Here is a 25,666-nt window from a genome sequence, read left to right as displayed (position 1 = left end):
ATGTAGAAAAATATGACGCAAGCATTGTATTTAACAGGTGCTCTTGCCGCTGAGGTTGAAGTTCTAGCGTGTAATCCTTGTGAAGATGGGCGTTTTGCCGTGCATTTATCGGCAACCCCATTTCATCCTCAAGGTGGCGGTCAACCGAGTGATACGGGCAAAATCGCAGAAGTTGATGTAGCGCATGTGGCGATTGAACAAGGGGAAATTATTCATTACTGCACACAACCTGTTGAGTTGGGAGTGGCTTTTGCACAAGTGGATGAAGCAGGACGTCGTTATCATAGCCGTTTACATTCAGCGGGACATTTGCTTGGACATGTAATGCAGCTATTTGGCTGGCAAGCTGTAAAAGCACAACACTGGCCACATGATGCACGAGTTCAGTTCATTGCTTTGGACACAGCTCAGCAGTTAGATGCTCAAATGCTTGAACAGCATTGTTTACAATATATTCAGGCTAATTTACCAGCCAATCTTCAGCAACACGCAGATGGTTTTCGTGAAATCGGTTTTGGTGAGTTTTCTGCATTTCCCTGTGGCGGGACTCATGTTGCAGCGTTGGGGGATATTGGTTTTATAGAAATTCAGTCCTATCAGATTAAGAAAGGAAAGCTTAGTGTTAGCTATAGCGTTGCCAAGGAGGCTGAATAAATGTGGCAGTTGTATGGGCATGAGTTTTTAACACTGGCACTCATTCACTTTATGGCAGTCATTTTACCGGGACCAGATTTTGTGATTACGGTAAGACAAAGTGTACGTTATGGCTACTTAATAGGGTGTATGACCGCGATTGGTATTGGTGTTGGAATTTCGGTTCATGTGTTTTATACGCTTGTTGGCATTGGCTTTTTAATTCAACAAAGCGAATGGCTGATGTCACTCATCCGAACAGCGGGAGCAGCTTATTTGCTTTATTTAGGATGGCAGTGTTTGCGTAGTCAGCCGAATACTAATATTGAGATTAATGACCAAGCAGATTCAGTTGCTCCGAGCTTATTTAAATCTTTTTCCATGGGCTTTTTAACTAATGCGCTTAACCCGAAAGCCACCATCTTTTTTCTGGCGATTTTCACTACGATTGTGAGTGTAACAACCCCCATGAAAGTTCAGATCTTTTATGGCGTATGGATGTGTATGGTTAATGCGATCTGGTTTATGGTCGTGAGTGTAATGTTTGCTCATCCAATAGTACGTAAACGATTTTTGGAGTTTGGTGTTTATTTTGAGAGGGTGATGGGGCTGTTGTTAATTGGAATTGCATTGAGATTGATTTGGGGATTGTTTGTTTAAGTTAGTTTGCTTTATAAGTGGATGGACTGTCGCGACGGAGTCTTACCGTTTATACATCAGAAGAACGTAGCTAATTCTGTTACTTTTTTTGGAAAAAGTAACCAAAAAACTTTGTCATCTACAGAACCTGTTCACTGTTTTCATCTATCAGGAAATGTTGCAAAAACATTATTTTTATAAATTATGGGCAGGCTGTAGATGACTCTTAGCTCGAGCCGAAGGCTAACCTAGAAATCGAATTTCAAATAATAAGACTCCGCCCTGATAACCACTAATGACTTTTAGTTCAACTTAAAGCTATTCACAAGCTCTTAGATAGCACGACAGAGTTTTATCGTTTAAAGCTTTAATTTCTTCAATAGCCTTCGGCTGGATTTACTAATACTGGCAAGTTATTTATAAAAAAGACCGCTCAAAAGCAGTCTTTTCTTTTCTAATCTAGAAATAGATTTAATTACTACGCCTATTACGCGTCAGTTGATGTAATACCGATACCAATAAATCAATTTCTTCAGTCGTGTTATAAAAAGCCAAAGACGGACGCACGGTTTGTTCCACACCAAAACGACGTAAAATTGGTTGTGCACAGTGATGACCAGAACGTACGGCAATACCATGTTGGTTTAAAGCCTTACCGACCTGTTCAGTTGAATAGCCTTGTAAGGTAAAGGACATCACACTGGCTTTATTGTGAGCAGTTCCGATGAGGCGTAAACCTGACACACTGCTGAGCGCATTTTGACCATATTCAAGCAAATCATGTTCATAGCGAGCAATGTTATGAATACCTAGACTTTCTACATATTCAAGTGCTGCACCTAAACCGACTGCATCGGCAATGTTTCCAGTTCCAGCTTCAAACTTGTTGGGTGCAGGTTGGTAAACTACCTGTTCGAAGGTAACGTCCTGAATCATGTTGCCGCCACCTTCCCAAACTGGCATGGTGTCTAGCAGTTCTGGTTTCGCATAGACTGCACCAATGCCTGTTGGACCAAACACTTTATGCCCAGAGAACACAAAAAAGTCTGCATCGAGGGCTTGAACATCGGTTGGTATATGCGAAACAGATTGAGCGCCATCAACCAATACACGTACACCTTTGGCATGAGCAATTTTAATCACTTCAGCAACAGGGGTAACTGTTCCCAACGCATTAGACACTTGAGTAATAGACAGCAGTTTAGTGCGTTCATTAATCAGTTTTGGCAGCTCTTCTAAAATAATTTGACCTGTGTCATCAACAGGAATGACTCGTAATTTTGCTCCAGTTTTTTTAGTGAGTTGATACCACGGTACAATATTGGCATGGTGCTCCAAGTGAGAAACAATAATTTCATCACCTTCACCAATATTTTGTTCGCCCCATGTTTTTGCAATTAGGTTAATGCCTTCAGTGGTTCCTCGAACAAAAATAATTTCTTTGGAAGAGGGCGCACCAATAAATCGGGCAACTACATTTCGCGCATGTTCATAGGCATCGGTCGCACGAGCTGCTAACTCATGTGCAGCACGGTGAATGTTTGAATTTTCATGCTGATAAAAATAAGCAATTCGATCAATCACGCGCTGTGGTTTTTGCGTAGTAGCGGCATTGTCAAGCCAGACTAGCGGGCGACCATTGACGCGTTCCTGCAAGATTGGAAAATCACGACGAATGGCATGTACATCAAGTGGCTGAGCACTACTTGCTACAAAGGTAGGTTGAGATGGTTGATAGTGACTATAACTTTGCCCGCTTTTTGGTAAGTCTAAGAAATAAAATCCAGAGCTTGGTGAGGTTTTTGCTGGTGTATCAGCTGCAAAACGATCTTCAATGAGTAAAGACTTTAGCTGGTCGCCATGCGGCAACTGAAAAGACTGCGCAATTGAATAGTTATCTTCAACACCAGTAACAGAAGGTTCTGCTGCATTTGGAGCAGAAAAATCATTTAAAAAATAATAAGGTGATTCACCAGCACCTGTCGGTAAGTTTGGTTCAATACGTGGCACATTCGGCTCACTATGAACAGCTTGTGGCAAATGTGGCTCAAATGGTGGACGAGGTAAATTTGCACCACCAACCACAGGCGCAGAAGAGACAATCCGACGTTCAGGATAGTCTGGTAAGTTAGGAATATGCTCAGGATATTCCGGATTAAGACTTTTCTGAAAGGCGATATTCGGTGCACGACCACTAAGAGCAGAAAATGGTTCACCCGGTTGTGGTGGATGTGGAGGTGTACCTACAGGTAAATCCAAGTTAAGGCCCGATGGAGAAGCTGAACTGCTTGAACTTGGCAATGCTGAAAAAAACTCATTAGCAAGACGAGCAATGGTGGACTCATCAGGGAAGTTGGCTGGTGGTGGGTTAACACCAGTCACTTCCGACCCTTTTGGACTACCTTGCAGATTACTTGTAGTTAACTGGGTAGTCATGATATTTGTCCACCTCCACATCATCTAATACTGCCAACGCATCATCAGTCAGTACTGCTAGCGAGCAATATAACGAGATGAGATAAGATGCAATCGCGTTACGGTTAATGCCCATAAAACGCACTGAAAGCCCCGGCGATTGTTCACCTGCAAGCCCCGGTTGGAATAAGCCGACAATACCTTGACGTTTTTCACCGACACGAAGCAGTAAGATTTTAGTTTTACCATCTTCTACCGGAATTTTATTAGATGGAATGAGGGGAATTCCGCGCCATGTAATAAATTGCGAACCGAATAAACTCACTGTTGGAGGCGGTACACCACGACGTGTACATTCACGGCCAAATGCTGCAATTGCATCTGGATGTGCTAGGAAAAACCCTGGTTCTTTCCAGACTTTACGTAATAAATCATCTAAATCATCTGGAGTTGGTGGGCCATTTAAAGTCGAGATACGTTGATCATCTGTCACACTCGCCAATAAGCCATATTCAGGGTTATTGATGAGCTCACTTTCTTGACGTTCTTTAATGGTTTCAATGGTTAAACGGAGCTGTTCTTTAATTTGGTCATGTGGACTACTGTAAAGGTCAGCAACACGTGTATGTACATCCAGAACAGTCGATACACCATTCAAAAAGTATTCGCGTGGCTGTGGATCATAATCAACAAAAGTTTGGGGTAAAGTTGCTTCATCACGTTGTGTGCAAGCCACTTGAATATCATCGGTATTATTTACACGGTTTAGGCGATAAATACCTGCTTCAACAGGAAGCCATTGAAGTAAGTGAGTCAGCCATCGGGGAGTAATCGTAGAAAGTTGAGGAGCTGTCTTGGTTGCATTGGCCAGTTGGCGGGCCGCATGGTCCCCAAGCGCAAGTTGGGCTTTATCAGTATTTTTCGCCATGAATCATTTTTCCTTATTACAGTGGCTTGGTAAAATCAAAAAATAAAAACTCTAGTGTTGCTATAAACTAGAATTAGTTCTGGTTTTAAAAAAATAAAAAAGGTTTTATAAACTTTGAATAGGTGGCTTATTAATTAAAAATCTATCTTTAAAATAAAAATATATTTAAATGAGAAATAAGCATTAAAGTAATTTAATTCAGCTCTTACTATTTATTTGTCTCCTTATCTATTTATTTCACATCTATATTTTTAACCGGGAATATGATTTTTTTGATAAGACTCATTTGGTGACTGTAAAATCTGGCTACCTGCAGCAATACTATGTGTCAGCCAGACATTTCCCCCAATAATGGACCCTCGACCAATGGTGATACGGCCTAAAATAGTGGCACCTGCATAGATCACAACGTCATCTTCAACAATTGGATGGCGTGTATAATCTTTTTTCAAAGCACCATCATCATTGGTTTCAAAGCGTTTTGCCCCAAGTGTCACGGCCTGATAAATACGGACACGCTCCCCAATGACACTGGTTTCACCAATCACTACGCCAGTACCATGATCTATAAAAAATCCTTTACCGATTTGTGCACCCGGATGAATATCAATTCCCGTTGCAGAGTGGGCTAACTCAGAAATAATGCGAGACAGCAGAGGCACTTGGGCATATAACTGATGTGCAATTCGGTGATGAATAATCGCAAATATGCCTGGATAGCAGAGTAATACCTCATCCACACTATGTGCTGCTGGATCACCTTCGTAGGCCGCACGCACATCGCCATCTAAAAGACGACGTATAGAAGGCAAGGTATTAGCAAAATCTTGAACAATATTTTGGGCAAGCTCTTGTGGCTGTTGGGCTGTGCTTGAATGACCCAAATGACGCTTTGCTTCATAATTTAAAGCCAGTTGTACTTGAGCATGTAAGGCTGTGAGTACCCGATTTAAAGTATAGGCAATATAAGAATCTTCAGTTTCCTGACGTAAGTCGGCAGGGCCTAAACGCATTGGAAATAAAATCCCGCAGAGATCATCTAAAATAGCTTTCAAAGCTTCTTTAGATGGAAGTTCACGGCCCCCAAATTCTTTGATTCTGTGCTGTTGCTGACGCCAGTCATGCCTTGCTTGTTGTAAACCCTGTACAACAGCATTAATGTTCCATTGAGTCACAAGCTTTCCTTGATTCACTGAAAATGTGTTGAAGTTTTAGTCTTGTTGCCAAGGGAGTTGATGAATACGCCAGCCATTTTTTTGATTACGCTGCTGTTTGTCATCTAAGTCACCTTCAAAGCCTTCAAGAACGTTATAAATGTGCTCAAAACCCGCATTAAATGCAGCTTCGGCTGCTAATGCGGAGCGGTTTCCGCTACGACATAACAAAAGAATGGTTTTATCTTTACCCGTCTTGGTTTCGAGTTCTTTTAAAAAACGTGGATTACGATTGAAAGAGGTGCCAGTTGCCCATGCAACATGAATACTTTCAGGAACATATCCTACAAATTTGCGCTCTTCGTTAGTACGTACATCAACTAAAACTGCTTGTCCTTGTTGTACGAGATGCCATGCATCAGTGGGTGATAAACTTCCACTAAAATTAAGCTCATGGTCTTGGGCATATTGTTTTGCTTTAGAAAGAATCTCTTCGTTTGACAAGGATGTATTTGAACCCGATGAAATAAAACCAGAATGGTTTTCTGTATTTAATTTGGCATTCATTAAAAATATCCTTTATCTTCTATCTAGATTGTTATTGTTGAATTTACGCTGATTTGAATATAAGCAAAAATAAGGAATATCTATTTATATATATTTTTTTGATAAATAAGAAAGGTAGATATTTTTTATAAATCAGTATTAATTAATCTTATAAAGTATTTTAAATAAAATTGATGGAATAATATTTTTAATAGTTAGTAAAAACCATGTGAATTAAAATAATCCACACGGTTTTAAAAATTAAGCAAATCCACCATTTACTCGAATGACTTGTGAATTTACCCAACGTCCATCTGGGCCAGCTAGCATGGCAACTACACTGGCAATTTCTTCAGGTGTCCCGATTCTTTCCAATGGGGAGAGTTTTGCAATAGCCGAAACCTGCTCGTCAGTTTTTCCATTGTAAAAAAGGTCAGTACCTGTCGGGCCAGGTGCAACTGCATTTACAGTAATATTTCGGCCGCGTAACTCATTTGCTAACACATGTACCAAGCCTTCTACCCCCGCTTTGGATGCAATATAGGGGCCATATGAAGGAAAAGATTTAGCAATCACACTGGTTGAAAGCGTAATAATTCGGCCACCATCCGGCACTGTTTCGGCTGCATGAGCCAATATTAAAAATGCACCACGTAAATTGGTATGAATCACTTTGTCAAAATCTGGCAGGCTTTCAGGTGTAATTTTTGCCATAGGCATAATACCTGCGCTATGAACGACTACGTTTAATTGACCATTAATGGCTTTTGCCTCCTGAAATAAAAGACTCACCTCATGTTCATTTGCAACATCCGCTTGAATGGCAGACGCTTGACCACCTTGCTGAATAATATGGTCTACAGTTGCTTGGGCATGCGTCGCATTGCCAGCATAATTAATCACGACATAAAAACCATCTTGAGCCAAACGTTCAGCAATAGCACGACCAATACCACGTGATGCACCAGTGACAAGAGCTGTTTTTTTGGAAATATTCATTTTTAAGTAGCCTGTTCGAGTAAGTATGGCTTAGTTTAATAATGTAGAAATATGGGATAAAGTCCCATTATTGGATAAGATAATTCCATATACATTAATAATAAGTTTGGCCAAAAGAGAGCACGATGGATAAATTTGATACTTTGCAACTTTTTACCCGCATAGTAGAGCTGGGGAGTTTTAGTCAGGCAGCCGATCAACTGAATATTCCACGTGCTACAGCTAGCAATGCCATTAAAGAGTTAGAAAATAATTTACAGTGCCGTTTACTAGAGCGGACTACACGGCATGTCAGGCCATCACTCGATGGACAGGCATTTTATGAACGTTGTACACAAATATTATCTGAGCTCGATGATGCCGAATCTTCTTTGCGCAATGTCGTTGCACAGCCACGTGGCTTATTACGTATTGATTTATCTGGTGCACATGCGACTAAAATTGTTTTACCGCATATTGATCAATTTCATGAGCAGTACCCTGATATTGAATTAGTCGTGAGTACTGGTGATCGCTTAGTTGATCTTATTAGAGAAGGGATAGACTGTGTGGTGCGAGCAGGGCGTTTGGATGATTCGACTTTAATTGTTCGACATTTGGCAGATATGCCACAAGTGATTTGTGCGAGCCCTGACTATTTAAATAAATATGGAAGGCCTCAGCAATCAGAGGATTTGTTATCACATTATTGCGTTAATTTCTTCTCGACATCAGGAGGGCGAAACTATCCATTTGAATTGATGGTGAATGGCAAAAAACAAGATTATTTTTTGAAAAGCTGGATAGCAGTAAATGATGCCGAAAACTATGTATTATGTGCTTTACGTGGAGCTGGTTTAATTCAGGTACCGCGTTACCATGTAGCTGATGAATTAAAAGATGGGCGACTGATCGAGGTTTTACCTGAAGGGAAAAGCCCAACCATGTCAGTTTCTGCTTTATACCCACAGCATCGGCAGCTATCACCACGCGTGCGAGCATTTGTTGCTTGGTTAAGTGAGTTATATACAGGCTATTTTCAAGTGAATAATAGCGTAAATAGATAGGCAGAATGCTCTTAGCACATATAAAATTTTGGTGAATATGTGATTGAATTACCAAATGCAAATGATTGGATTGTTAGAAATTCTGACCCTAATAGCCTAGAACGAATTGAAGCCTTTTTTACCGATCATGCTTACGAATCGCATCGCCATGATACATTTGCAATTGGTCGAACATTAACTGGTGTTCAAAGTTTTCATTATCGTGGCGAGATGAAACATAGCTTGCCAGGAATGACCATGGTTTTACATCCTGATGAAAAACATGATGGAGAGTCCGGTACGCGAGATGGTTTTAGATATCGGATGGTGTACGTAGAGCCTGCAACCCTACAGGAAATTATGAAGGGTAAGCCTCTACCATTTTTTGAAAATGGCTTAAGTCGGGACCCCCGTTTATTTAAGGCAACAGATGTTTTATTGCAAGGGATAGACCAGCATATCGATCCTTTAGAAAAGCAAGATGCTTTATATGATTTAGCCACGACTCTTTACGAAATTTCTGATAAAAAACAGCGAACTTCTCACTCTTATGACTATGTCGCAGCGGAACGTGCCAGAGAGTTTATACATGCATCTTTATTTGAAAATATTTCTTTAGATGATATTGAAAAAAATATTGGGCGTGACCGTTGGAGTCTTTCACGCGACTTTCGACTGCTATTTGGTACAAGTCCACATCGATATATGACCATGCGTAGGTTAGAGGTTGTGAAGTCTTGTCTAATATATGGAGAGTCATTGACTCAAGCTTCCTTAATTGCAGGATTTTTTGATCAGAGTCACATGACTCGTCATTTTCTAAAAGCATTTGGATTGACTCCAGCCAGATGGCGGATGATCAATAAGTTATCTTCCTAAACCGGTTATTTAAAAGTCAGCCTGTTTAGACTGACATAGACTTTATCTTAAATTAGATTCATGCCTTTCAAGAAATCGTAAAGCATAAATATGCCAGAAATGATTAGCATCATTGCCATAGTTTTATTTAAGCGATTAAACCAAATTTTATTTTTAATTTTTTTGCCTAACACTGCACCAGCCCACGAATAAAGACAGGGTGCACCTGCTGCACCAATCGAAATGAGCAACGATACTAAGAAGATTTGAACACCAATGATATGTGCTGTTGGATACATAATTGTTGTAACAGGCAAAATAACCAAAATCCCTTTTGGATTTAATGTTTGTATCCAAAAGCCATTCCAGAAAGAAAGTGTCTGAATTTCAGTGGCTTCATCATTAATATCGATATCCGCCTTTAGCATCTGAAACGCAAGATAGAATGTATAACATGCGCCGAGCAAGGCAATATAGTGCAGGGCTTTTTGTGGAATAATTGCGGCGCCTGCGTATCCAAAAATCATGAATAACATCAGCATCGCACAGCCGACACCCATAAAAAAATAAATGGTTTTTTTGAACTGTCCTGTAAGTCCCGCATTCAAACCCATGAAATTTACTGGGCCGGGGCTATACATCACACTTAAGGTATAAAGAAAGATTTCCATAACGCATCTACTGAATCAAAAACAACCCAGCATACTGACTCGTAAATTTAGGGTCTTGTACGTTTGTGATTGCGCTTGCACAAACGTACAAGACGAGAAAAATCTGGATTAGGCATGATGACTAACTTGAGATAAATGATTCAGGATAGAGGTTTATGTTCGACACAAAAATTGCGTTGATTGTCCGTAATGATCTTGCGACTTGGCAAAGGCTAAATGTTGTGGCTTTTTTGGCAACGGGGATTGCCTCGGCTGTACCTGAAATGTTGGGTAAACCTTATATCGATGCAAATGGTTATGAGTACGGCAATATGCTAGGGCAACCGATGTTGGTATTTGAGGGTAATTTATCAGGACTACAAAAAGCGCATCGTAAAGCAATTGAGCAAGATCTAACGATTATTCCATATGTACACGCCATGTTTTCTACAGGAAATGATGAGGATAATCGAGCGGCTTTTTTGGCCGACGATGCAAATCAATTAAATTTGGTCGGGGTAGCGTTAAGAGGACCTAAAAAAGCAGTTGATAAGGCAATTAAGGGACTTTCATTACATCAATAGGTTAAATAATTTTTTAATATTGAAGACTAATAAAACCCACTGTTTAAGCAAAAGTGGGTTTTATTGTAAAAATAACGATTAAAGTTTATCTTGCGTTTTAGTCTCAAAATCACTTGCATCATGACGTTCATGTAACTGCGTAGCTAAATCGCCAAAAGTTCGGTTGACCATTCGTCCACGCTGAACAGCAGGGCGCGCCAGAATTGCATCTGCCCAGCGTTGAACATTTTTATATTCATCAACACCTAAAAACTCCGCACCGTTATAGACCCAGTTTTTAACAAGACCACCATACCAAGGGAATGCGGCAATGTCGGCGATGGTATATTCAGAACCTGCCATATATTCATGCTTTGCTAAATGCTGATCTAACACATCAAGTAAACGTTTCGTTTCCATCGCAAAGCGGTTAATCGCATATTCAATTTTAACGGGCGCATAGGCATAAAAATGTCCAAAACCACCCCCTAAATAAGGCGCGCTACCCATTTGCCAGAATAACCAATTGAGACATTCAGTGCGTGCAGCAATATGGGTCGGAATGAAAGCTTTAAATTTTTCAGCCAAGTAAAGCAAAATTGAGCCAGACTCGAAAACTCTTAATGGAGGATTTTGACTATGGTCAACCAATGCCGGAATTTTAGAGTTAGGGTTAGCTTCTACAAAGCCACTGCCAAATTGTTGTCCTTCACCAATTTTAATGAGCCAAGCATCGTATTCAGCATCTTGATGCCCTAATTCTAAAAGCTCTTCAAGCAAAATAGTGACTTTTTGCCCATTAGGAGTTGCTAAAGAATAGAGTTGGAGCGGGTGTTTCCCAACAGGGAGTGTGTGTTCGTATCGAGCGCCTGAAGTGGGCTGGTTTAAATCGGTTTTTTCTCCAGTCCATTGCCAAACTTGTGGAGGAATATAGTTTGAATCACTCATTTTTTTATCTCATGTTTGGTGTAAATATAAGGGATTAGTTATGTCGCAAGGCAAGCCATTTTTGTACGCTCGGACGTTGCCATTGCTGTAATGCATAGGTTTTTAAACGCTGTGGTACGCCATCACCATTTTGAATAAGGCGTTGCAACATAAGAGCAAATTCAGCATCCACAATGCTCCATGAACCAAAAAGAAATTCGGCATGAGGCGCTAGAAGTTTTTCTGCAACAAAAAACAGTTTCTCGGCTGCCTTTTGACCTTCTTCTGAAAGTGGGGTAGATGTGGGTTCAATAAAAATAACATCAGTTGGACGTTCAGTTCTTAATGCCACTAAGTCTGATCTGAGCCATGCCTGAATTTGTCGAGCTCTTGCACGTGCCTGAATATCTGTTGGATAAATTGGTGTATTTGGATAGAGCTCTTCTAGATATTCTAAAATGGAAGAAGATTCTGATAAGGCAAAATCATTATGCTCAAGTACAGGGACTTTGGCTGTTAATGACTTTGCTACAAAAGATTTCTCAAACTGGTCTTGTTGGCCTAAGTTGATGGTCGCTATTTCAAATGGAATTTGTTTTTCATGTAGCCCGACAAAAACTGTAAAGGCATAGGGACTTAGAAATTGTGAATCTGTGTACAGTTTAAAATGTTCATTATTCATTGTTATTGTCCATGTCATAAAACGGATGGGATCTAGTCTAAGTGAGCTTATCAAACATTGGGTAACTTTTTTGTGGAAAAGCTTTATCAGTTTTGAATCATGCTATTTCAGTATTTAAAGTTAGGGCTTAATGTGCTGAAAATGTTGGCGGACAATGCTAAGCCAAGCTTGTACGGCAGGCGAGACGGGATGGTTCTTCTTCCAAGCCATGACTAAGTGCCATTGAATATTTGGTTTTTCTAGTGGTACTGCTGCAAATAAAGTCGGGTCCAGCATGTCGGTATAGTATTGAGGGAGAAGCGCAATTCCCATACGTTGTAAAACCATATCTGCCAAGAGGTGCCATTGACTGGTACGGCAAGCGATAGAGGGATAAAACCCTCGCTGTTTACAAGCATCGAGAATAATACTATTTAGAGAGAAGTTTTCTGGAAACATTAAAAACGACTGATGTTGTAGTTCTTCTAGATTTATTTTTTTGCGTGTTGCCCAAGTCGCATCGCGACGTAAAAGTACCATTAAAGGATAATTGCATAATTCAATGCTATTGAAAATTTGCTCATCAAAGGGCTGTAATAAAACGCCAACGTCTAGTTCGTTGTTGAGTAAAGCTTGTTCAATACCGCGCGAACCAACCTCCATAAAAGCCAATTCAATATCTGGCCATTGCTGATGATAATCAAACAGTGCAGTCGTTAGGAGCTGCGAACCTAAAGGCGGTACGCCAAGTTTTAAAGTCCCTGTTTTTAATTGTTGATAGTTTTCAATTTCAAGAAAGATGTTTTGTTCTGCCTGAAGAAGTTCAAGAGCATGTTGATAAATACGCTCTCCAATTGTAGTTAATTCAATTTGTCTTTTGCGTCCATGATCCGGTTTAACTAAAAGCTGTACCTGAAGCTGCTCTTCGAGCTGTTGTAAGATTTTACTAATCGTCGGTTGAGTCAAATACAACTCTTCAGCAGTACGGGTAAAGCTTTTTGTTTTTACCAAGGTAACGAAACACTGTAATGATTTTAAAGAAAGCATAATAAAGAATAGATTATTCCATTTTGGAATAATATTAACATGAATAATTCATATTTAGCAGATTTAACCAAGGTAGCATAATGGTGTAGTTAACCATTTAATTTCGTAAAATGAGTACTGAATTTGCTTCTGGAACACCCACACCACATTCACTTTTATCTTTAGTTAAACAAATTCTGATTTTGGCTGGATTTTGGTGGGTGGGATATCTTTTACATCAAAAACTCGGTGTACCTGTTTCGGCAGGCATTTTAGGTATGTTTTTATTGCTTTTATGCCTGTTCTTTAAAATTATCAAAATGGATCAGGTGGCAATGGGAGCAACTGTTGTTCTAGGTGAGCTGTTACTGTTTTTTGTGCCTGTTGTGGTTGCCATTGTTCAGTATAAAACTCTGTTTATGACCGAAGGGTGGCAAATTGTCTTGAGCATTGCAGTTGGGACTATTTCAGTCATGCTAAGTACGTGTTTGACCATTCATTTTTACAATCGTTTGAAGGCTTATTTACAGGCTCGGAAACGTCTTCAACATAAGCATATCTAAGAGCACGACGACATGAATATCTGGTCAATTCTTTGCCTCATCTGGACTTTGGTAGCCTATGTTGTGGCAAAGAAAATCTATCAAAAGCATCCAAAACTTTGGTTGTCACCCGCAATTAGTGTGCCTGTACTTACTATTATATTGATGACGATTTTTGGAATTTCATACCAAACTTATTCAGAAGATACGCAGTGGATTGTTAATTTATTAGGGCCAGCTACGGTCGCATTTGCTGTACCTATTTATCGTTATCGGGAAACAATCCGTAAAAACTTAGGTGTTTTATCTATCGCGATTATTGTGGGAATGAGTGTGGGCGTGATGTCTGCCTATGAAATGGCACAGTGGTTCCATTTTAGTCCTGAAGTCACCAACAGTTTGATGGCACGTTCGATTTCAACACCATTTGCCATGATTTTAGCTGAAGATATTCACGGTTCGGCGGCTTTGGTTTCATTATTCACCGTCATTACCGGTTTGGTTGGAATGATTTGTGGCGATGCAATTTTAGCGATTACTAAAATTCGTTCTAATGTGGCAAATGGAGCAGCCTTTGGGAATGCAGCCCATGGTTTTGGTACAGTCCGAGCTCAGCAGCGCAATAGTGAAGAGGGCGTAATTGCAAGTTTAACCATGGTGATTGCGGGTATTTTAATGGTGCTGATTGGCCCGTTTGCTATTCATCTATGGTTGCTATTGTAGATTTTGTCTAAGTGGGCTTGTCATGTTTTTTAATGATTTTTGATAGTTTTTTTATGGCTTGTTCCATAAGTTCGAGTTCAAAGTCACCCAAGCCAACAATTAAACCTGAACGTTGCTGTTCTTTTGAAAATGTCGGTGAAATTGCTTTAATGGCAATGCCTGCATTGACTGCCGTGCTTGCAACTTCAACGTCATTAATGTGTTGAGCAAGCCATAACACCATATGCATGCCTTGATCGCCCGGTTGTAACCAAGCCAGTTCTTGAGGTATGTATTTTTCAATCAAACTAATAATGTGCTCTCGAACTTCTGAGTAAACATTCCGAATACGTCGAATATGCCGCTCCAAATAGCCTTCTTGAATAAAAGCAGCCAAAACATGTTGGTCGGCTGTAGGCGGGTGTCTATCAATTAACACCCTGAGTCCACAAAAAGGTGCCACCAGTTCTTTAGGCAACACTGCATAGCCAAGTCTAAGAGATGGAAATAGAACCTTGCTAAACGTTCCGAGATAAATCACCTGATCTGGTGCCATGCCTTGTAAAGATGGAAATGGCTGACCGTTATAGCGGAGTTCACTGTCATAGTCATCTTCAATGATCCATGCATTTTGCTGCTTTGCCCACGCTAATAATGCAGTACGTCTTGCCAAGCTCATAGGCATGCCAAGTGGATATTGATGAGAAGGGGTTACAAAAGCTGCACGGGCATTCGGAGACAGTTTAATTCCAGCTTCAACCTGAATACCTTCTTCATCGACTGGAACACGCACCATACCAATGTTTTGTACGGTATGCTCAAAAATGGCCGTGGTCCCACGATAAGCTGGATCTTCAATCCATACCTCATCTTTGGCTTCAAATAAAATCTGGCTGCAAATATAAAGTGCTTGTTGAATGCCGGGCGTAATCACGATTTGTTCAGGATCGCAGTGTACAGAGCGTGAACGACGCACGTAGTCTGCTATAGCAATTCTTAGTGATAACACACCTTGCGGCTCGCCATATCCTGAAGGAACTCCTGCTCCCCGCGATCTATATTTATTACCAAATTTGCGCCAGATATCACTTGGTTGGGTCCGACCGACGGGGACAGACACCGCAAATGGAACATGGGGAAGTGGTTTAAACTCTTTAAGTACTTGGGCATAAGAACGTGCCGACTTAGTCAAAGGGATTGAGCTAGGTAGGGTTTCTTTTTGAGAATGTTGCAGTAGAGTTTTTTTAGTTAAAGCATGAGACACATAGGTGCCCGTTCGTGCTTCAGAGTCAAAAACACCTTCAGCTAAAAGCTGATCGTAAGCTTCGATAATCGTTCCGCGAGCGACCCCAAGTGTTTGAGCCAGTTCACGTGAAGAAGGCAACGGATCGCCTGGTTGTAAATCACCACTTTGTACAGCTTCGCGTAAAGCTTGGGTCAGCTGAGCACTAATCTTTCCTTGGCTTTTATCAATCTTTGCAATAGACGGAAGTTCCACAACTTTTGCCATTCTTGCCATAATTCTGGTCTACTTAAAAAAACACAAAGTGGTTCTTTTTAATAAACCACATAAACCAGAAAATTTAAACACAAAATATAAATAACCCTGATATTTACAATGAGGTTCTTAGCCATGTATATCCCTGATGATTTTGTAGAAAACCGTTTGGACGTATTGCATTCTCTTATTTTGGAGCATCCGTTTGGTGTGCTTTTTAGTCATGGGAGCAATGGTTTAGATGCAAATCACCTTCCGTTTGAGTTACAGACAAATGAAGGGAACTTTGGGATATTGCATGCGCATGTATCTAGAATTAATCCTGTCTGGCAGGACATTAAAAATGGAGATGAAGTGCTGGTCGTGTTTCAGGCGGGGGATGCTTATATTTCCCCCAATTGGTATCCATCCAAACATGAACAGCATAAACAAGTGCCAACATGGAACTATAGAGTTGTACATGCTTACGGTAAAGTGACGATTCGAGATGATGAGCGTTATGTTCGAGGTGTTGTGGCTCGTTTAACCCGTACACATGAAGCATCTCAACCTGAACCATGGAAAATGTCTGATGCACCAAAAGACTATCTAGAACCCATGCTAAAAGCCATTGTGGGTATAGAAATTGAAATTACCAAGCTTCAAGGAAAATCAAAACTTGGGCAAAACAAAGATCGTCGAGATATTTTAGGTGCGGCGGATGGTCTAGCGAAATCTGGTCATAAAACTATAGCGGATGCTATGTACAGTGTGGCTGAGTTAAACAAATAGTTTTGAAAATATAAAATTTTAGTATTCATTAAGGAGAAAAACATGTCTTGGACTACACCTGTTGAGTTGGTAGGCGAACACGTTATTTTAAAGCCGCTAGATGTAACTCAAGCTGAATCTCTAGCAGAAGCAGTTTGCGATGGTGAGCTCTACAATCTTTGGTATACCCGTGTTCCAAGACCTGAACAGATGACTGCTGAAATTGAAAGACGTCTTGGTTTACAACAATCAGGAAGCATGTTGCCATTTTATATTGAAGACCGAAAAACCGGGCAAGCGGTGGGTATGACGACCTTAATGCATATTGAAGCTGCACATCGCCGTGCGGAGATTGGTTCGACTTGGTATCGTAAATCTGCACAGCGCACGCCTGTAAATACTGAGTGTAAAAAGCTATTGTTGGCTCATGCATTTGAGTCTTTAGACTGTATTGCGGTTGAGTTACGCACATCTTCTTTAAACGTTCAAAGCCAAGCTGCAATTGTACGTTTAGGTGCAAAGCTCGATGGGGTACTCAGAAGCCATCAAATTGTGAAAGATGATATTTTGCGGGACACTCATGTTTATAGCATTTTAAAACATGAATGGCCTGCAGTTCGTCAAAACTTGGAATGGCTGTTAAGCAAACCGCGTTAGAAATAAGTCTTAGGTTAAAAGTCCGAAAACTCGTTCATCAATAGCTGTTCTTTATTTCAACCATTAACCTCAGGTTAATGACTACCGATGTAGGTTGATTGATCAAAATTCCATAAAGCGTTTTTATAGATTCAGAACAAAACTGCGATCTATAGGTAAGCATACATGGAAGGCTCAGTTCAGAATAAAGAACGGTTATGGACAAAACGGCGTCATGCCAAACAACTAAAACTGGAGATGGCAAGCCAATATACCGACGGAGTTGTCATTCCAACTCAAGACATTATTAAAGTCTTAGAAACCCTGATTACACCGGGTGACAGAGTCGTACTCGAAGGGAATAACCAAAAGCAAGCAGATTTCTTATCTCGATCTTTGGCACAAACCAATCCAGATGTTTTGCATGATTTACATATGATCATGCCAAGCGTTGGACGCTCAGAACATCTTGATCTGTTTGAAAAAGGTATTGCACGCAAGCTAGATTTCTCTTTTGCTGGCCCGCAAAGTTTGCGTATTAGCCAGTTGATTGAAGATGGATTATTAGAAATTGGTGCTATCCATACCTATATTGAATTGTATTCACGCCTTGTAGTCGATCTTATTCCAAATGTGGTGCTTTCTGCCGGTTTTATGGCAGACCGCCAAGGGAATATCTATACAGGTCCAAGTACCGAAGATTCTCCTGCACTCATTGAACCTGCGGCTTTTAGTGACGGCATTGTGATTGTGCAAGTGAATGAACTGGTCGATGACGTCTCTGATTTACCACGTGTCGATATTCCTGCCTCTTGGGTTGATTTTGTGGTTGTGGCAGACCAGCCTTTTTATATTGAACCGTTATTTACCCGTGACCCAAAACACATCAAGCCTGTGCATGTGCTTATGGCCATGATGGCAATTCGCGGAATTTATGAAAAGCATAATGTGCAATCGTTAAACCATGGCATTGGTTTTAATACTGCGGCAATTGAACTGATTTTACCGACCTATGGCGAGTCTTTAGGTTTAAAAGGAAAAATTTGCCGAAACTGGACTCTTAACCCGCATCCAACCTTAATTCCAGCCATTGAGACAGGTTGGGTAGAAAGCGTGCATTGCTTTGGTACCGAACTCGGCATGGAAAAATATGTTGCAGCTCGTCCTGATGTTTTCTTTACAGGACGTGATGGGGCGCTGCGTTCTAACCGCATGATGTGTCAGCTTGCAGGTCAGTACGCCGTTGATCTATTTATTGGTGCAACTTTGCAAGTTGATGGAATGGGGCATTCTTCGACTGTTACCAAAGGCCGTTTAGCTGGTTTCGGTGGTGCACCGAACATGGGGCATGATCCGCGCGGACGCCGCCACGACACACCTGCATGGCTAGATATGCGCTTGCAAGGTGCCAATGAAACAGAAACCTATTTGGCCCGCGGTAAAAAGCTAGTTGTGCAAATGGTGGAAACCTTTCAAGAAGGTGGTAAGCCGACTTTTGTGGATCGTCTTGATGCGATTGATGTTGCTAAAACGGCTGGTCTGCCTTTAGCACCAATTATGATTTATGGCGATGATGTGACCCATTTACTTACCGAAGAAGGCATTGCTTATCTATATAAAGCAAGCAGTCAAGAAGAGCGTCAAGCGATGATTGCTGCCGTGGCAGGAGTGACCAGTATTGGTTTAAGCCAAGATCCTAAAACCACAGCACGTTTAAGACGTGAAGGTTTAGTGGTGTTCCCTGAAGATTTAGGCATTCGCCGTACCGATGCAACACGTGAACTTTTAGCTGCAAAAAATATTGCCGACTTGGTGACATGGTCAGATGGGTTATATCAACCACCTGCAAAATTCAGGAGTTGGTAATGATGGCTCAAGTTAAATATCAAACACTTAGCCATAGTCAGCTTTTGGCAAACATGGCGGTCGAGGCTTTAATTGATGAAGTTAATCTGACACCAAAGCCAGCCTTGGTTGATCGCCGTGGTAGCGGTGCACATGATGACCTGACTTTGGAATTAATGGAGCGTTCTGCGAAAAGTCTACGCCCAATGTTTGAAGCGATGGCGCAAGCAGCAATCCAGCACGGAACAGTGTGTCAGGCCTTACGTGAAGACATTGGTGAAATTGGCCGACAAGGTGAAAAGGTCATGATGTTGGCAACAAATGGTGTCAATACACACCGAGGTGCAATTTGGGCCTTGGGTTTAATGGTCACGGCAGCGGCACTTGCACGCACAAATCAACAGTACTTATCGGCTGTTGAGTTGTGTCAGCTGGCAGGTCAAATTGCCCAGCTTGAAGACCGTTTTATTCTCAAACAGGCTTTGAGTCATGGTCAGCAAGTACAGAAAAAATTAGGTGTCTTAGGTGCTAAAGAACAGGCTCAACAAGGTTTTCCAACCATTGTGAATTTTGGTTTAAAGCAACTTTATCAAAGTCGTAGTAAACCGATGAAAGAAGAGTTTGCTCGCTTAGATGCGTTACTTGCCATGATGACTAACTTGACAGATACCTGTGTGCTCTATCGCTCTGGAATATCTGGTTTGAAGCGTATGCAACAAGGAGCCCAGCAAGTGCTCGATTTGGGCGGTAGTTCAAGCCTAGAAGGCCGCCGTGCTTTGCATTTGTTAGAGATTGACCTACTTAGGATGAAGGCATCCGCTGGCGGAGCAGCCGATTTGTTGGCAGCAACATTGTTTATAGATCGTGTTGAGCAGTCATCTTTAAAAAATAAAGAAGGATTTTGATTATGGAAACACTTCATTTTGAGTTTTTGGCGACAGAGCCACCTGTAAAAAAAGCATTAGTCGGATGTGTGGGTTCAGGTGATTTAGAAATTTTGATGGAACCTGGTGAGGCGGGAAAAACCACTATTCAGGTGGTGACTTCGGTGGATGGTAGTGTTGCACGTTGGAAAAATCTTTTTGAACGGATTTTTACAGCGCAGATGCCACCAGCCGTCAATATTGATATTCATGACTTTGGTGCAACCCCCGGTGTTGTTCGCTTACGTCTGGAACAAGCCTTGGAGGAGATTGCTCATGACTGATATCGAGAGCTTGTTAAATAAACAAGATTTTATTGAGCTGAGTGCAAGAGAGCGTGCTAAAGCATTATTAGATGAAGGGACTTTTCGCGAGTTACTCGATCCATTTGCACGTGTAATGTCACCTTGGTTGCTTAAGCAAAATATTGTGCCGCAAGCAGATGATGGCGTGGTGATTACAAAAGGATCTATTCAGGGACGACCAGTAGTTTTGATTTCCATTGAAGGCTTATTTCAGGGTGGAAGCTTAGGCGAGGTTGGTGGTGCCAAAATTGCCGGTGCATTAGAGCTTGCGGTTGAAGACAATCTTAAAGGTATTCCAACGGCTGCAATCTTATTACTAGAAACTGGTGGGGTTCGCTTGCAAGAAGCAAATCTGGGTTTGGCTGCAATCGCGGAAATTCAGGCTGCAATTGTGAACTTACGACAGTATCAACCCGTGATTGCAGTAGTTGCAGGCAGTGTAGGGTGCTTTGGTGGCATGTCGATTGCTGCTGGACTATGTAGCTATATTGTAATGACACAAGAAGGACGTTTAGGCTTAAATGGTCCGCAAGTGATTGAACAAGAAGCTGGCGTACAAGAATATAACGCCAAAGATCGCCCATTTATTTGGAGCATAACTGGTGGCAACCAGCGCTTCGCTAGTGGTTTGGCAGATGCTTATGTAGACGATGATCGCCAGAAAATTCGTCAGCAAGTGGTCGACTATTTAGCCCAAGGCGTGCCCAATCAGCATCGTAGTTCAAATCACTCATTCTACTTAGCGCAGCTACAACACGTTGATACTACCGAGCAGATTGCTCCAGCACAGGTTCAGGCTTTGTATCAAGGAGAACAAGTATGAACATCGCAGTTGATACATTAAAAGCATCTACGCGAGGTGCACAGTGGTTTAAAGCATTCACACAGGGTTTTAAGACAGTTGAAGGTTTTCCAGCTTCAGTTTGGGTGGCTGATGGTCAGATTGATCAGCAAGCAGTACGTGTGATTGCCGTTGTTCAAGACAGCAATAATTTGTTCCCGCGAGCGAGACAAGGTGAAGTTGGCCTTTTGGAAGGTTGGAGCTTGGCAAAGGCTGTAGATGACGTGATTCAAGCTGATGCGCATGCTGAGACTAAACGCGGCATTTTATGTCTGGTTGATGTACCTAGTCAGGCCTATGGTCGCCGTGAAGAATTATTAGGTATTCATCAAGCTTTAGCTGGTGCAGTAGACAGCTATGCCAGAGCTAGATTGGCAGGCCATCCTATTGTCAGTTTACTAGTCGGTAAGTCGATGTCAGGCGCTTTTTTAGCACATGGTTACCAAGCCAATCGTATTATTGCCTTAAAAGATTCAGGTGTTATGGTGCATGCAATGGGTAAAGAATCTGCTGCACGTGTGACCCAACGGTCGGTTGATGAGTTAGAGCAATTGGCTGCAAGCATTCCTCCAATGGCTTATGACATCGAAAGTTATGCAACGCTTGGATTGTTGTCGGAACTGTTATCTGTTGAAAACCCTGAACAACCTACAAGTGCTGATCTGTTGTTAGCGAAACAGGTGGTTGCTCGAGCATTTAAAGAAATTAATGCTGAGCAGTCTAGAGGACTGGAACAAAGACTTCACGGCCAAAACCGTCAGATGTCTAAAAAGGTCCGTGAATTATTGCGTGAGCAATGGTCATGAAACTTGATCTCGAAGCCCATGATTTGCTGTGGGGCATGACAGCCGACTGCTTGGCTGATGATGCTCCGTTTTGGGTGAAAGAGGTGTTACTACGAGGCGATCCTGTTGTGGTTCGGCGGGAAATCACTCCTCTAGATCAGGTTGCTGTGGGTGTAAGAGGAAAATTGCGCCATCAACGATATGCCACGCAAATGCCAAGATCTGCTATTAGCAGACAACTTAAGCCAGAAGCACTGACTCACGTTAATACACAGCAGTTTGAGCATTTGGCAGAACGTTTGCAGAGCATTTCTAACATCATGAAAAACTTTTCAGGGTGTTGGGGCTATACAGGAAGTTTTGGGTTTGAGTTGGCAACTAGTATTAAAACAGTCACTCAGCAAAGTGACATAGATTTGTTGATTCGAGCTGAACAGCCTTTTGCCAAAAAGCAAGCAGTCGAGCTACTCGAAACTTTTCAGCAAGCGGGGCTGAATGTGGATATACAGCTACAACTGCCACAGGGTGGTTTGGCTTTAAAAGAATGGGCTAGGAATAGCGGAAAAGTTCTGCTGAAACGTGCAGATGGTGCTGTTTTAGTAGAAAACCCATGGAATTAGGGAATAGATATCATGGCTTCAATTTGGGTATATCCGGGACAAGGTGTGCAACGAAGCAATATGTTGCACGACCTACCACAAAGCGCTCTGGTCAAAGAACATCTTGAGCGTGCATCGGATGCACTCAAAGAAGATGTCTTGATGCTGGATAGTTCGGACGCATTGCAATCGACACGTTCAGTACAGCTTTGTTTACTCATTTCAGGGGTATTAAGTTCAGCTTTATTAGCTGCTGAAGACTTAAAACCTGATTATGTCGCGGGTCTATCGATTGGCGCATGGTCGGCAGCAGTTGTCGCAGGGGTCTTAGCCTATGAAGATGCTATTCGCTTAGTTGCCTATCGAGGGGAACTCATGCAAAACGCCTATCCAATTGGCTATGGCATGACTGCGTTGATTGGTACAGATCGAGCACCTGTAGAAGCATGGGTAAAACAAATTTATGAAATAACGCCTGAGGTGTTTGTCGCAAATATTAATGCACATAACCAAATCGTTATTTCAGGAAGTTTTGAAGCTATGAACCAAGTTGTTGTTTTGGCAAAGCAACAAGGCGTGGTGGCAAAAAAATTAGATGTATCGGTGCCATCGCACTGTGAATTATTAAGTCAGCAAGCAGAGCAACTTGCAGCGTCTATGGAGGGACTCACTTTAAAGCAGCCTAAAATTCGATATTTAAGTGGTACAACGGCTCGCACTTTAGGCAAGGCTGAACAGATTAGGGATGACTTGGCTTTTAATATGAGCCGAACTGTAGATTGGGAAAGTACCGTTCAAGCTGCATGGGAGCGAGGTGTTAGGTTGCAGATCGAAGCGTTGCCGGGAACGGTGCTTACTACACTTGCACGTCGAACATTTAAAGAAGGAACCGTGTTGTCTTTTCAAGGAACACGCATAGACAGCATTCAGATGGCAATGCAAAAAGAACAGGACAATAGTTTTTCTTTTTGAATCTGATTTTACAAAAGCATAAATGATCCAAGGATATGAGGGATTGTCATGATTATATATGGAGTTGGTTTACTCGCACTTTGCACCTTGGTGGGTGTTATTGTCGGTGATCTGTTGGGCATTTTATTGGGCGTGAAGTCCAATGTAGGTGGCGTGGGTATCGCCATGATTTTACTCATTTGCATACGGTTATGGATGGAAAAACGTGGTGTTATGACAGTTGAAACCGAAAAAGGCGTTTCATTCTGGGGCACCATGTATATTCCTGTTGTTGTTGCTATGGCAGCACAGCAAAACGTGGTTTCAGCTTTATCTAGTGGACATATGGCACTCTTTGCCGCTGTGGTTTCAGTTATCGTTTGTACGCTCACGATTGCGGGTTTAAGTCGTTATAACAAAGCAACCCCTTTACCGAAGGAAGAAGACACCACATTAAACAGCATTGGAGGCAAAGTTCATGGTTGAATTATTATTAAAAGACTTAACCCATTTAGGTTTAATTACAGCTTTCGCCTTAATTGCTTTAATTATGTGGTTGTCGACCAAGTTATCTAAATATTTAACCAATGGACGAGTGCATGCTTCAGCAATTGCAATTGTGATTGGTTTAATCTTGGCGTGGTTTGGCGGAAAAATGACGGGTGGTGAAAAAGGTATAACCGATCTTGCACTCTTCACCGGTGTAGGGCTCATGGGCGGTGCAATGCTACGTGACTTTACAATTGTAGCAACGGCATTTGAAGTACAAGCGACTGAAGCGAAAAAAGCTGGGTTTATTGGTGCCTTCTCTTTATTTCTCGGAACCATTTTGCCATTTATTGTCGGTTGTATGTTTGCGTGGATTTTTGGCTATCGCGATGCAGTGAGTATTACCACAATCGGTGCGGGTGCGGTGACTTATATTGTGGGACCAGTTACGGGTGCTGCGATTGGTGCAAGCTCAGAAGTAATGGCTTTATCGATTGCAACCGGTTTAGTTAAAGCAATTTGTGTGATGGTCTCAACACCGCTCACTGCTAAATTTATGGGACTCGATAATCCACGCTCTGCCATGATTTTTGGTGGCTTGGCTGGAACTGTCAGTGGTGTATCAGCAGGCTTGGCCGCGACAGATCGCCGTTTAGTACCTTATGGTGCACTGACAGCAACGTTCCATACGGGACTTGGCTGTTTAATGGGACCAACAGTTTTATTCTTTGCGGTTAAAGCATTGGTTGGTGGCTAAGCATCCACGGCTTAAATAAAAAGGGCTGTTGTTATACAAAACAACGGCCCTTATTTTTATCTTTTAAAATTAGAAGCAAACATACGACACTCAGCAATCAGTGCGAGTAAGTTTGGATCTCGTTCTTTACTTTTTAAGAAAACCAAACCAATTTCTTGTTGCATATGATATTGCTGTTTTAGGGGAATAAGCTTAACTGAGCTTTCATAAACCGCAGAAATACGACCCGGTAAAAGGGCAAAACCAACGCCTGAACTGACCATACTAATTAAGGTAAAAATATCGTTCACTTGCAAAGCAACTTTAGGAGAAAAACCTGCTTTTTTAAAAATAATATCGCTATCGTTATGGGTCGCAAAGCCTTTGGTTAATGTCAGAAAAGTCTCTTCTTTTAATAAACTTAAATCAATGTCTTTAAATTCTGCATATTTAGAATCTTTGTTTACCGCCAGAAAAATATCATCTGAAAACATAGGTAAAATTTCAAAGTCATCATCTTGAGTGGTTTCATTTAAAGCCACAATAATCGCATCAAGTTCCGTTGCTTTAAGCTTTTTAACTAAATCTTGATTTGAGCTGAGTAACAGTTGAATATCTAGCTCACTACGTCTTAATTTAAGACCACTAATCACATTTGGAATTGTTTTGACAGTCAAAGAATAAAGAGAACCTAAATGTAAAACTTTTGCCGCAAATCCAGCAGCTTCTCTCGTTTTATTAACGGTTATAAAAATGTCCTGTACGATTTTTTGCGCCCGTTCTTCAAATACATAGGCACTTTTTAACGGAATTAGATTACGTCCTTCATTTTTAAAAAGTGGGCAACGCAAAGCACTTTCTAAAGAGTGCAATGCTTTGTGAACACTGACATTACTAAGCTCCATTTCTATCGCTGTTTTAGATAAATTGCCGCAGCGCATAAATGCTAAAAAAATCTGTATCTTTTTAAGGGTGAGTTCTTCATCAATTTCCATATTAATCCCTTGAAACTGTTTCCTTTAAAAATATAGATTTAAGCT

General features: G+C 41.4%; 29 protein-coding genes. 18 read left to right on the top strand and 11 right to left on the bottom strand.

What is annotated here, in order from left to right; genetic code table 11:
• Window positions 1-12: 12 nt before the first annotated feature.
• The gene (locus tag AC07M3_RS03315) at window positions 13-654 is read left to right on the top strand and encodes an alanyl-tRNA editing protein (RefSeq protein ID WP_494566505.1); all 642 of its coding nucleotides are present in this window, start codon (window positions 13-15) and stop codon (window positions 652-654) included.
• A complete protein-coding gene (locus tag AC07M3_RS03310; protein WP_494566504.1) occupies window positions 655-1,293 on the top strand; it encodes a LysE family translocator in 639 nt (212 codons plus the stop codon).
• Window positions 1,294-1,743: 450 nt separating this feature from the next.
• On the opposite strand, the gene AC07M3_RS03305 is transcribed toward AC07M3_RS03310, so the two are convergent.
• From AC07M3_RS03305 to AC07M3_RS03285, 5 genes are all read right to left on the bottom strand, one after another.
• Window positions 1,744-3,708 (bottom strand): family 2A encapsulin nanocompartment cargo protein cysteine desulfurase, encoded by a 1,965-nt coding sequence (locus tag AC07M3_RS03305; protein WP_494566503.1) that lies wholly within the window; start codon window positions 3,706-3,708, stop codon window positions 1,744-1,746.
• Window positions 3,683-4,615: a family 2A encapsulin nanocompartment shell protein gene (locus tag AC07M3_RS03300; RefSeq protein ID WP_231763611.1), complete on the bottom strand. Its 933-nt coding sequence runs from the start codon at window positions 4,613-4,615 to the stop codon at window positions 3,683-3,685. Before AC07M3_RS03300 ends, AC07M3_RS03305 begins: the two co-directional genes overlap by 26 nt.
• A gap of 251 nt (window positions 4,616-4,866) precedes the next feature.
• The gene (gene epsC, locus AC07M3_RS03295; RefSeq protein ID WP_080026793.1) at window positions 4,867-5,808 is read right to left on the bottom strand and encodes a serine O-acetyltransferase EpsC; all 942 of its coding nucleotides are present in this window, start codon (window positions 5,806-5,808) and stop codon (window positions 4,867-4,869) included.
• Window positions 5,809-5,826: 18 nt separating this feature from the next.
• On the bottom strand, window positions 5,827-6,336 hold the full coding sequence (locus AC07M3_RS03290) for a rhodanese-like domain-containing protein (protein WP_494566502.1): 510 nt from the start codon (window positions 6,334-6,336) through the stop codon (window positions 5,827-5,829).
• Between the two features lie 240 nt (window positions 6,337-6,576).
• Entirely contained in the window at window positions 6,577-7,314 is a 738-nt protein-coding gene (locus AC07M3_RS03285) for an SDR family oxidoreductase (RefSeq protein WP_494566501.1), read from the bottom strand.
• 125 nt (window positions 7,315-7,439) lie between these two features.
• Here AC07M3_RS03285 and AC07M3_RS03280 point away from each other — a divergent pair, with 125 nt between their 5' ends.
• A complete protein-coding gene (locus AC07M3_RS03280) occupies window positions 7,440-8,360 on the top strand; it encodes a LysR family transcriptional regulator (RefSeq protein WP_494566500.1) in 921 nt (306 codons plus the stop codon).
• Window positions 8,361-8,399: 39 nt separating this feature from the next.
• Window positions 8,400-9,218 (top strand): AraC family transcriptional regulator, encoded by an 819-nt coding sequence (locus AC07M3_RS03275; protein WP_494566499.1) that lies wholly within the window; start codon window positions 8,400-8,402, stop codon window positions 9,216-9,218.
• A gap of 47 nt (window positions 9,219-9,265) precedes the next feature.
• On the opposite strand, the gene AC07M3_RS03270 is transcribed toward AC07M3_RS03275, so the two are convergent.
• A complete protein-coding gene (locus tag AC07M3_RS03270; protein ID WP_348887978.1) occupies window positions 9,266-9,868 on the bottom strand; it encodes a LysE family translocator in 603 nt (200 codons plus the stop codon).
• A gap of 155 nt (window positions 9,869-10,023) precedes the next feature.
• Between AC07M3_RS03270 and AC07M3_RS03265 the strand changes: the two genes are divergently transcribed.
• A complete protein-coding gene (locus tag AC07M3_RS03265) occupies window positions 10,024-10,431 on the top strand; it encodes a DUF2000 family protein (RefSeq protein WP_424608193.1) in 408 nt (135 codons plus the stop codon).
• A gap of 78 nt (window positions 10,432-10,509) precedes the next feature.
• Here AC07M3_RS03265 and yghU read toward each other — a convergent pair whose 3' ends face one another.
• From yghU to AC07M3_RS03250, 3 genes are all read right to left on the bottom strand, one after another.
• On the bottom strand, window positions 10,510-11,358 hold the full coding sequence (gene yghU, locus AC07M3_RS03260; protein WP_494566498.1) for a glutathione-dependent disulfide-bond oxidoreductase: 849 nt from the start codon (window positions 11,356-11,358) through the stop codon (window positions 10,510-10,512).
• Between the two features lie 34 nt (window positions 11,359-11,392).
• Entirely contained in the window at window positions 11,393-12,019 is a 627-nt protein-coding gene (gene yfcF, locus AC07M3_RS03255; RefSeq protein ID WP_494566497.1) for a glutathione transferase, read from the bottom strand.
• A gap of 120 nt (window positions 12,020-12,139) precedes the next feature.
• A complete protein-coding gene (locus AC07M3_RS03250; RefSeq protein WP_494566496.1) occupies window positions 12,140-13,045 on the bottom strand; it encodes a LysR family transcriptional regulator in 906 nt (301 codons plus the stop codon).
• 110 nt (window positions 13,046-13,155) lie between these two features.
• Between AC07M3_RS03250 and AC07M3_RS03245 the strand changes: the two genes are divergently transcribed.
• Both AC07M3_RS03245 and AC07M3_RS03240 read left to right on the top strand, forming a co-directional pair.
• Window positions 13,156-13,587: a CidA/LrgA family protein gene (locus AC07M3_RS03245; RefSeq protein ID WP_494566495.1), complete on the top strand. Its 432-nt coding sequence runs from the start codon at window positions 13,156-13,158 to the stop codon at window positions 13,585-13,587.
• Between the two features lie 12 nt (window positions 13,588-13,599).
• Complete coding sequence (locus tag AC07M3_RS03240) at window positions 13,600-14,289, top strand: LrgB family protein (protein ID WP_130172798.1); 690 nt, start codon at window positions 13,600-13,602, stop codon at window positions 14,287-14,289.
• Window positions 14,290-14,296: 7 nt separating this feature from the next.
• On the opposite strand, the gene pdxR is transcribed toward AC07M3_RS03240, so the two are convergent.
• The gene (gene pdxR / locus AC07M3_RS03235; RefSeq protein ID WP_494566494.1) at window positions 14,297-15,787 is read right to left on the bottom strand and encodes a MocR-like pyridoxine biosynthesis transcription factor PdxR; all 1,491 of its coding nucleotides are present in this window, start codon (window positions 15,785-15,787) and stop codon (window positions 14,297-14,299) included.
• Window positions 15,788-15,901: 114 nt separating this feature from the next.
• On the opposite strand from pdxR, the gene AC07M3_RS03230 reads away from it, so the two are divergent.
• The 11 genes from AC07M3_RS03230 to madM all read left to right on the top strand — a co-directional run bounded on the left by AC07M3_RS03230 (window position 15,902) and on the right by madM (window position 24,647).
• Entirely contained in the window at window positions 15,902-16,537 is a 636-nt protein-coding gene (locus AC07M3_RS03230) for an FMN-binding negative transcriptional regulator (protein ID WP_494566493.1), read from the top strand.
• A 42-nt stretch (window positions 16,538-16,579) separates the two neighbouring features.
• Entirely contained in the window at window positions 16,580-17,173 is a 594-nt protein-coding gene (locus AC07M3_RS03225; RefSeq protein ID WP_005047594.1) for a GNAT family N-acetyltransferase, read from the top strand.
• Between the two features lie 165 nt (window positions 17,174-17,338).
• Window positions 17,339-19,018 carry a malonate decarboxylase subunit alpha gene (gene mdcA, locus AC07M3_RS03220; protein WP_494566492.1) on the top strand — a complete coding sequence of 560 codons (1,680 nt, stop codon included), beginning with the start codon at window positions 17,339-17,341 and terminating at the stop codon, window positions 19,016-19,018.
• A complete protein-coding gene (locus tag AC07M3_RS03215; RefSeq protein WP_494566491.1) occupies window positions 19,018-19,902 on the top strand; it encodes a triphosphoribosyl-dephospho-CoA synthase in 885 nt (294 codons plus the stop codon). Before mdcA ends, AC07M3_RS03215 begins: the two co-directional genes overlap by 1 nt.
• Before the next feature lie 2 nt (window positions 19,903-19,904).
• Window positions 19,905-20,204 carry a malonate decarboxylase subunit delta gene (locus AC07M3_RS03210; RefSeq protein WP_056479380.1) on the top strand — a complete coding sequence of 100 codons (300 nt, stop codon included), beginning with the start codon at window positions 19,905-19,907 and terminating at the stop codon, window positions 20,202-20,204.
• On the top strand, window positions 20,197-21,048 hold the full coding sequence (locus tag AC07M3_RS03205) for a biotin-independent malonate decarboxylase subunit beta (RefSeq protein WP_494566490.1): 852 nt from the start codon (window positions 20,197-20,199) through the stop codon (window positions 21,046-21,048). The genes AC07M3_RS03210 and AC07M3_RS03205 overlap by 8 nt, the downstream gene beginning before the upstream one ends.
• On the top strand, window positions 21,045-21,872 hold the full coding sequence (gene mdcE, locus AC07M3_RS03200) for a biotin-independent malonate decarboxylase subunit gamma (protein ID WP_494566489.1): 828 nt from the start codon (window positions 21,045-21,047) through the stop codon (window positions 21,870-21,872). Before AC07M3_RS03205 ends, mdcE begins: the two co-directional genes overlap by 4 nt.
• Window positions 21,863-22,471, top strand: coding sequence for a malonate decarboxylase holo-ACP synthase (locus AC07M3_RS03195; RefSeq protein ID WP_494566488.1), 609 nt, complete (start codon window positions 21,863-21,865; stop codon window positions 22,469-22,471). Before mdcE ends, AC07M3_RS03195 begins: the two co-directional genes overlap by 10 nt.
• Window positions 22,472-22,483: 12 nt before the next feature.
• Window positions 22,484-23,422, top strand: a complete 939-nt coding sequence (mdcH, locus tag AC07M3_RS03190; RefSeq protein ID WP_494566487.1) for a malonate decarboxylase subunit epsilon — start codon at window positions 22,484-22,486, stop codon at window positions 23,420-23,422.
• A gap of 48 nt (window positions 23,423-23,470) precedes the next feature.
• Window positions 23,471-23,887: a malonate transporter subunit MadL gene (gene madL / locus AC07M3_RS03185; RefSeq protein ID WP_307010204.1), complete on the top strand. Its 417-nt coding sequence runs from the start codon at window positions 23,471-23,473 to the stop codon at window positions 23,885-23,887.
• Complete coding sequence (gene madM / locus AC07M3_RS03180; RefSeq protein ID WP_005041341.1) at window positions 23,880-24,647, top strand: malonate transporter subunit MadM; 768 nt, start codon at window positions 23,880-23,882, stop codon at window positions 24,645-24,647. The genes madL and madM overlap by 8 nt, the downstream gene beginning before the upstream one ends.
• A 56-nt stretch (window positions 24,648-24,703) precedes the next feature.
• Here madM and AC07M3_RS03175 read toward each other — a convergent pair whose 3' ends face one another.
• A complete protein-coding gene (locus AC07M3_RS03175; protein ID WP_494566486.1) occupies window positions 24,704-25,621 on the bottom strand; it encodes a LysR family transcriptional regulator in 918 nt (305 codons plus the stop codon).
• Window positions 25,622-25,666 lie beyond the last annotated feature (45 nt).

The sequence above is a fragment of the Acinetobacter sp. GW821-FHT09D10 genome, assembly GCF_059416285.1.
Note: the sequence above shows the minus strand (reverse complement) of the source record. Positions and strands in the feature narration are given on the sequence as shown.

Bases quoted from the DNA above. Each gene is read 5' to 3' on its own strand.
- AC07M3_RS03315 (WP_494566505.1), top strand. From the start codon at position 13: ATGACGCAAGCATTGTATTTAACAGGTGCTCTTGCCGCTGAGGTTGAA.
- AC07M3_RS03310 (WP_494566504.1), top strand. From the start codon at position 655: ATGTGGCAGTTGTATGGGCATGAGTTTTTAACACTGGCACTCATTCAC.
- AC07M3_RS03305 (WP_494566503.1), bottom strand. From the start codon at position 3,708: ATGACTACCCAGTTAACTACAAGTAATCTGCAAGGTAGTCCAAAAGGG.
- AC07M3_RS03300 (WP_231763611.1), bottom strand. From the start codon at position 4,615: ATGGCGAAAAATACTGATAAAGCCCAACTTGCGCTTGGGGACCATGCG.
- AC07M3_RS03290 (WP_494566502.1), bottom strand. From the start codon at position 6,336: ATGAATGCCAAATTAAATACAGAAAACCATTCTGGTTTTATTTCATCG.
- AC07M3_RS03285 (WP_494566501.1), bottom strand. From the start codon at position 7,314: ATGAATATTTCCAAAAAAACAGCTCTTGTCACTGGTGCATCACGTGGT.
- AC07M3_RS03280 (WP_494566500.1), top strand. From the start codon at position 7,440: ATGGATAAATTTGATACTTTGCAACTTTTTACCCGCATAGTAGAGCTG.
- AC07M3_RS03270 (WP_348887978.1), bottom strand. From the start codon at position 9,868: ATGGAAATCTTTCTTTATACCTTAAGTGTGATGTATAGCCCCGGCCCA.
- AC07M3_RS03265 (WP_424608193.1), top strand. From the start codon at position 10,024: ATGTTCGACACAAAAATTGCGTTGATTGTCCGTAATGATCTTGCGACT.
- yghU (WP_494566498.1), bottom strand. From the start codon at position 11,358: ATGAGTGATTCAAACTATATTCCTCCACAAGTTTGGCAATGGACTGGA.
- yfcF (WP_494566497.1), bottom strand. From the start codon at position 12,019: ATGAATAATGAACATTTTAAACTGTACACAGATTCACAATTTCTAAGT.
- AC07M3_RS03250 (WP_494566496.1), bottom strand. From the start codon at position 13,045: ATGCTTTCTTTAAAATCATTACAGTGTTTCGTTACCTTGGTAAAAACA.
- AC07M3_RS03245 (WP_494566495.1), top strand. From the start codon at position 13,156: ATGAGTACTGAATTTGCTTCTGGAACACCCACACCACATTCACTTTTA.
- AC07M3_RS03240 (WP_130172798.1), top strand. From the start codon at position 13,600: ATGAATATCTGGTCAATTCTTTGCCTCATCTGGACTTTGGTAGCCTAT.
- pdxR (WP_494566494.1), bottom strand. From the start codon at position 15,787: ATGGCAAGAATGGCAAAAGTTGTGGAACTTCCGTCTATTGCAAAGATT.
- AC07M3_RS03230 (WP_494566493.1), top strand. From the start codon at position 15,902: ATGTATATCCCTGATGATTTTGTAGAAAACCGTTTGGACGTATTGCAT.
- AC07M3_RS03225 (WP_005047594.1), top strand. From the start codon at position 16,580: ATGTCTTGGACTACACCTGTTGAGTTGGTAGGCGAACACGTTATTTTA.
- mdcA (WP_494566492.1), top strand. From the start codon at position 17,339: ATGGAAGGCTCAGTTCAGAATAAAGAACGGTTATGGACAAAACGGCGT.
- AC07M3_RS03215 (WP_494566491.1), top strand. From the start codon at position 19,018: ATGATGGCTCAAGTTAAATATCAAACACTTAGCCATAGTCAGCTTTTG.
- AC07M3_RS03210 (WP_056479380.1), top strand. From the start codon at position 19,905: ATGGAAACACTTCATTTTGAGTTTTTGGCGACAGAGCCACCTGTAAAA.
- AC07M3_RS03205 (WP_494566490.1), top strand. From the start codon at position 20,197: ATGACTGATATCGAGAGCTTGTTAAATAAACAAGATTTTATTGAGCTG.
- mdcE (WP_494566489.1), top strand. From the start codon at position 21,045: ATGAACATCGCAGTTGATACATTAAAAGCATCTACGCGAGGTGCACAG.
- AC07M3_RS03195 (WP_494566488.1), top strand. From the start codon at position 21,863: ATGGTCATGAAACTTGATCTCGAAGCCCATGATTTGCTGTGGGGCATG.
- mdcH (WP_494566487.1), top strand. From the start codon at position 22,484: ATGGCTTCAATTTGGGTATATCCGGGACAAGGTGTGCAACGAAGCAAT.
- madL (WP_307010204.1), top strand. From the start codon at position 23,471: ATGATTATATATGGAGTTGGTTTACTCGCACTTTGCACCTTGGTGGGT.
- madM (WP_005041341.1), top strand. From the start codon at position 23,880: ATGGTTGAATTATTATTAAAAGACTTAACCCATTTAGGTTTAATTACA.
- AC07M3_RS03175 (WP_494566486.1), bottom strand. From the start codon at position 25,621: ATGGAAATTGATGAAGAACTCACCCTTAAAAAGATACAGATTTTTTTA.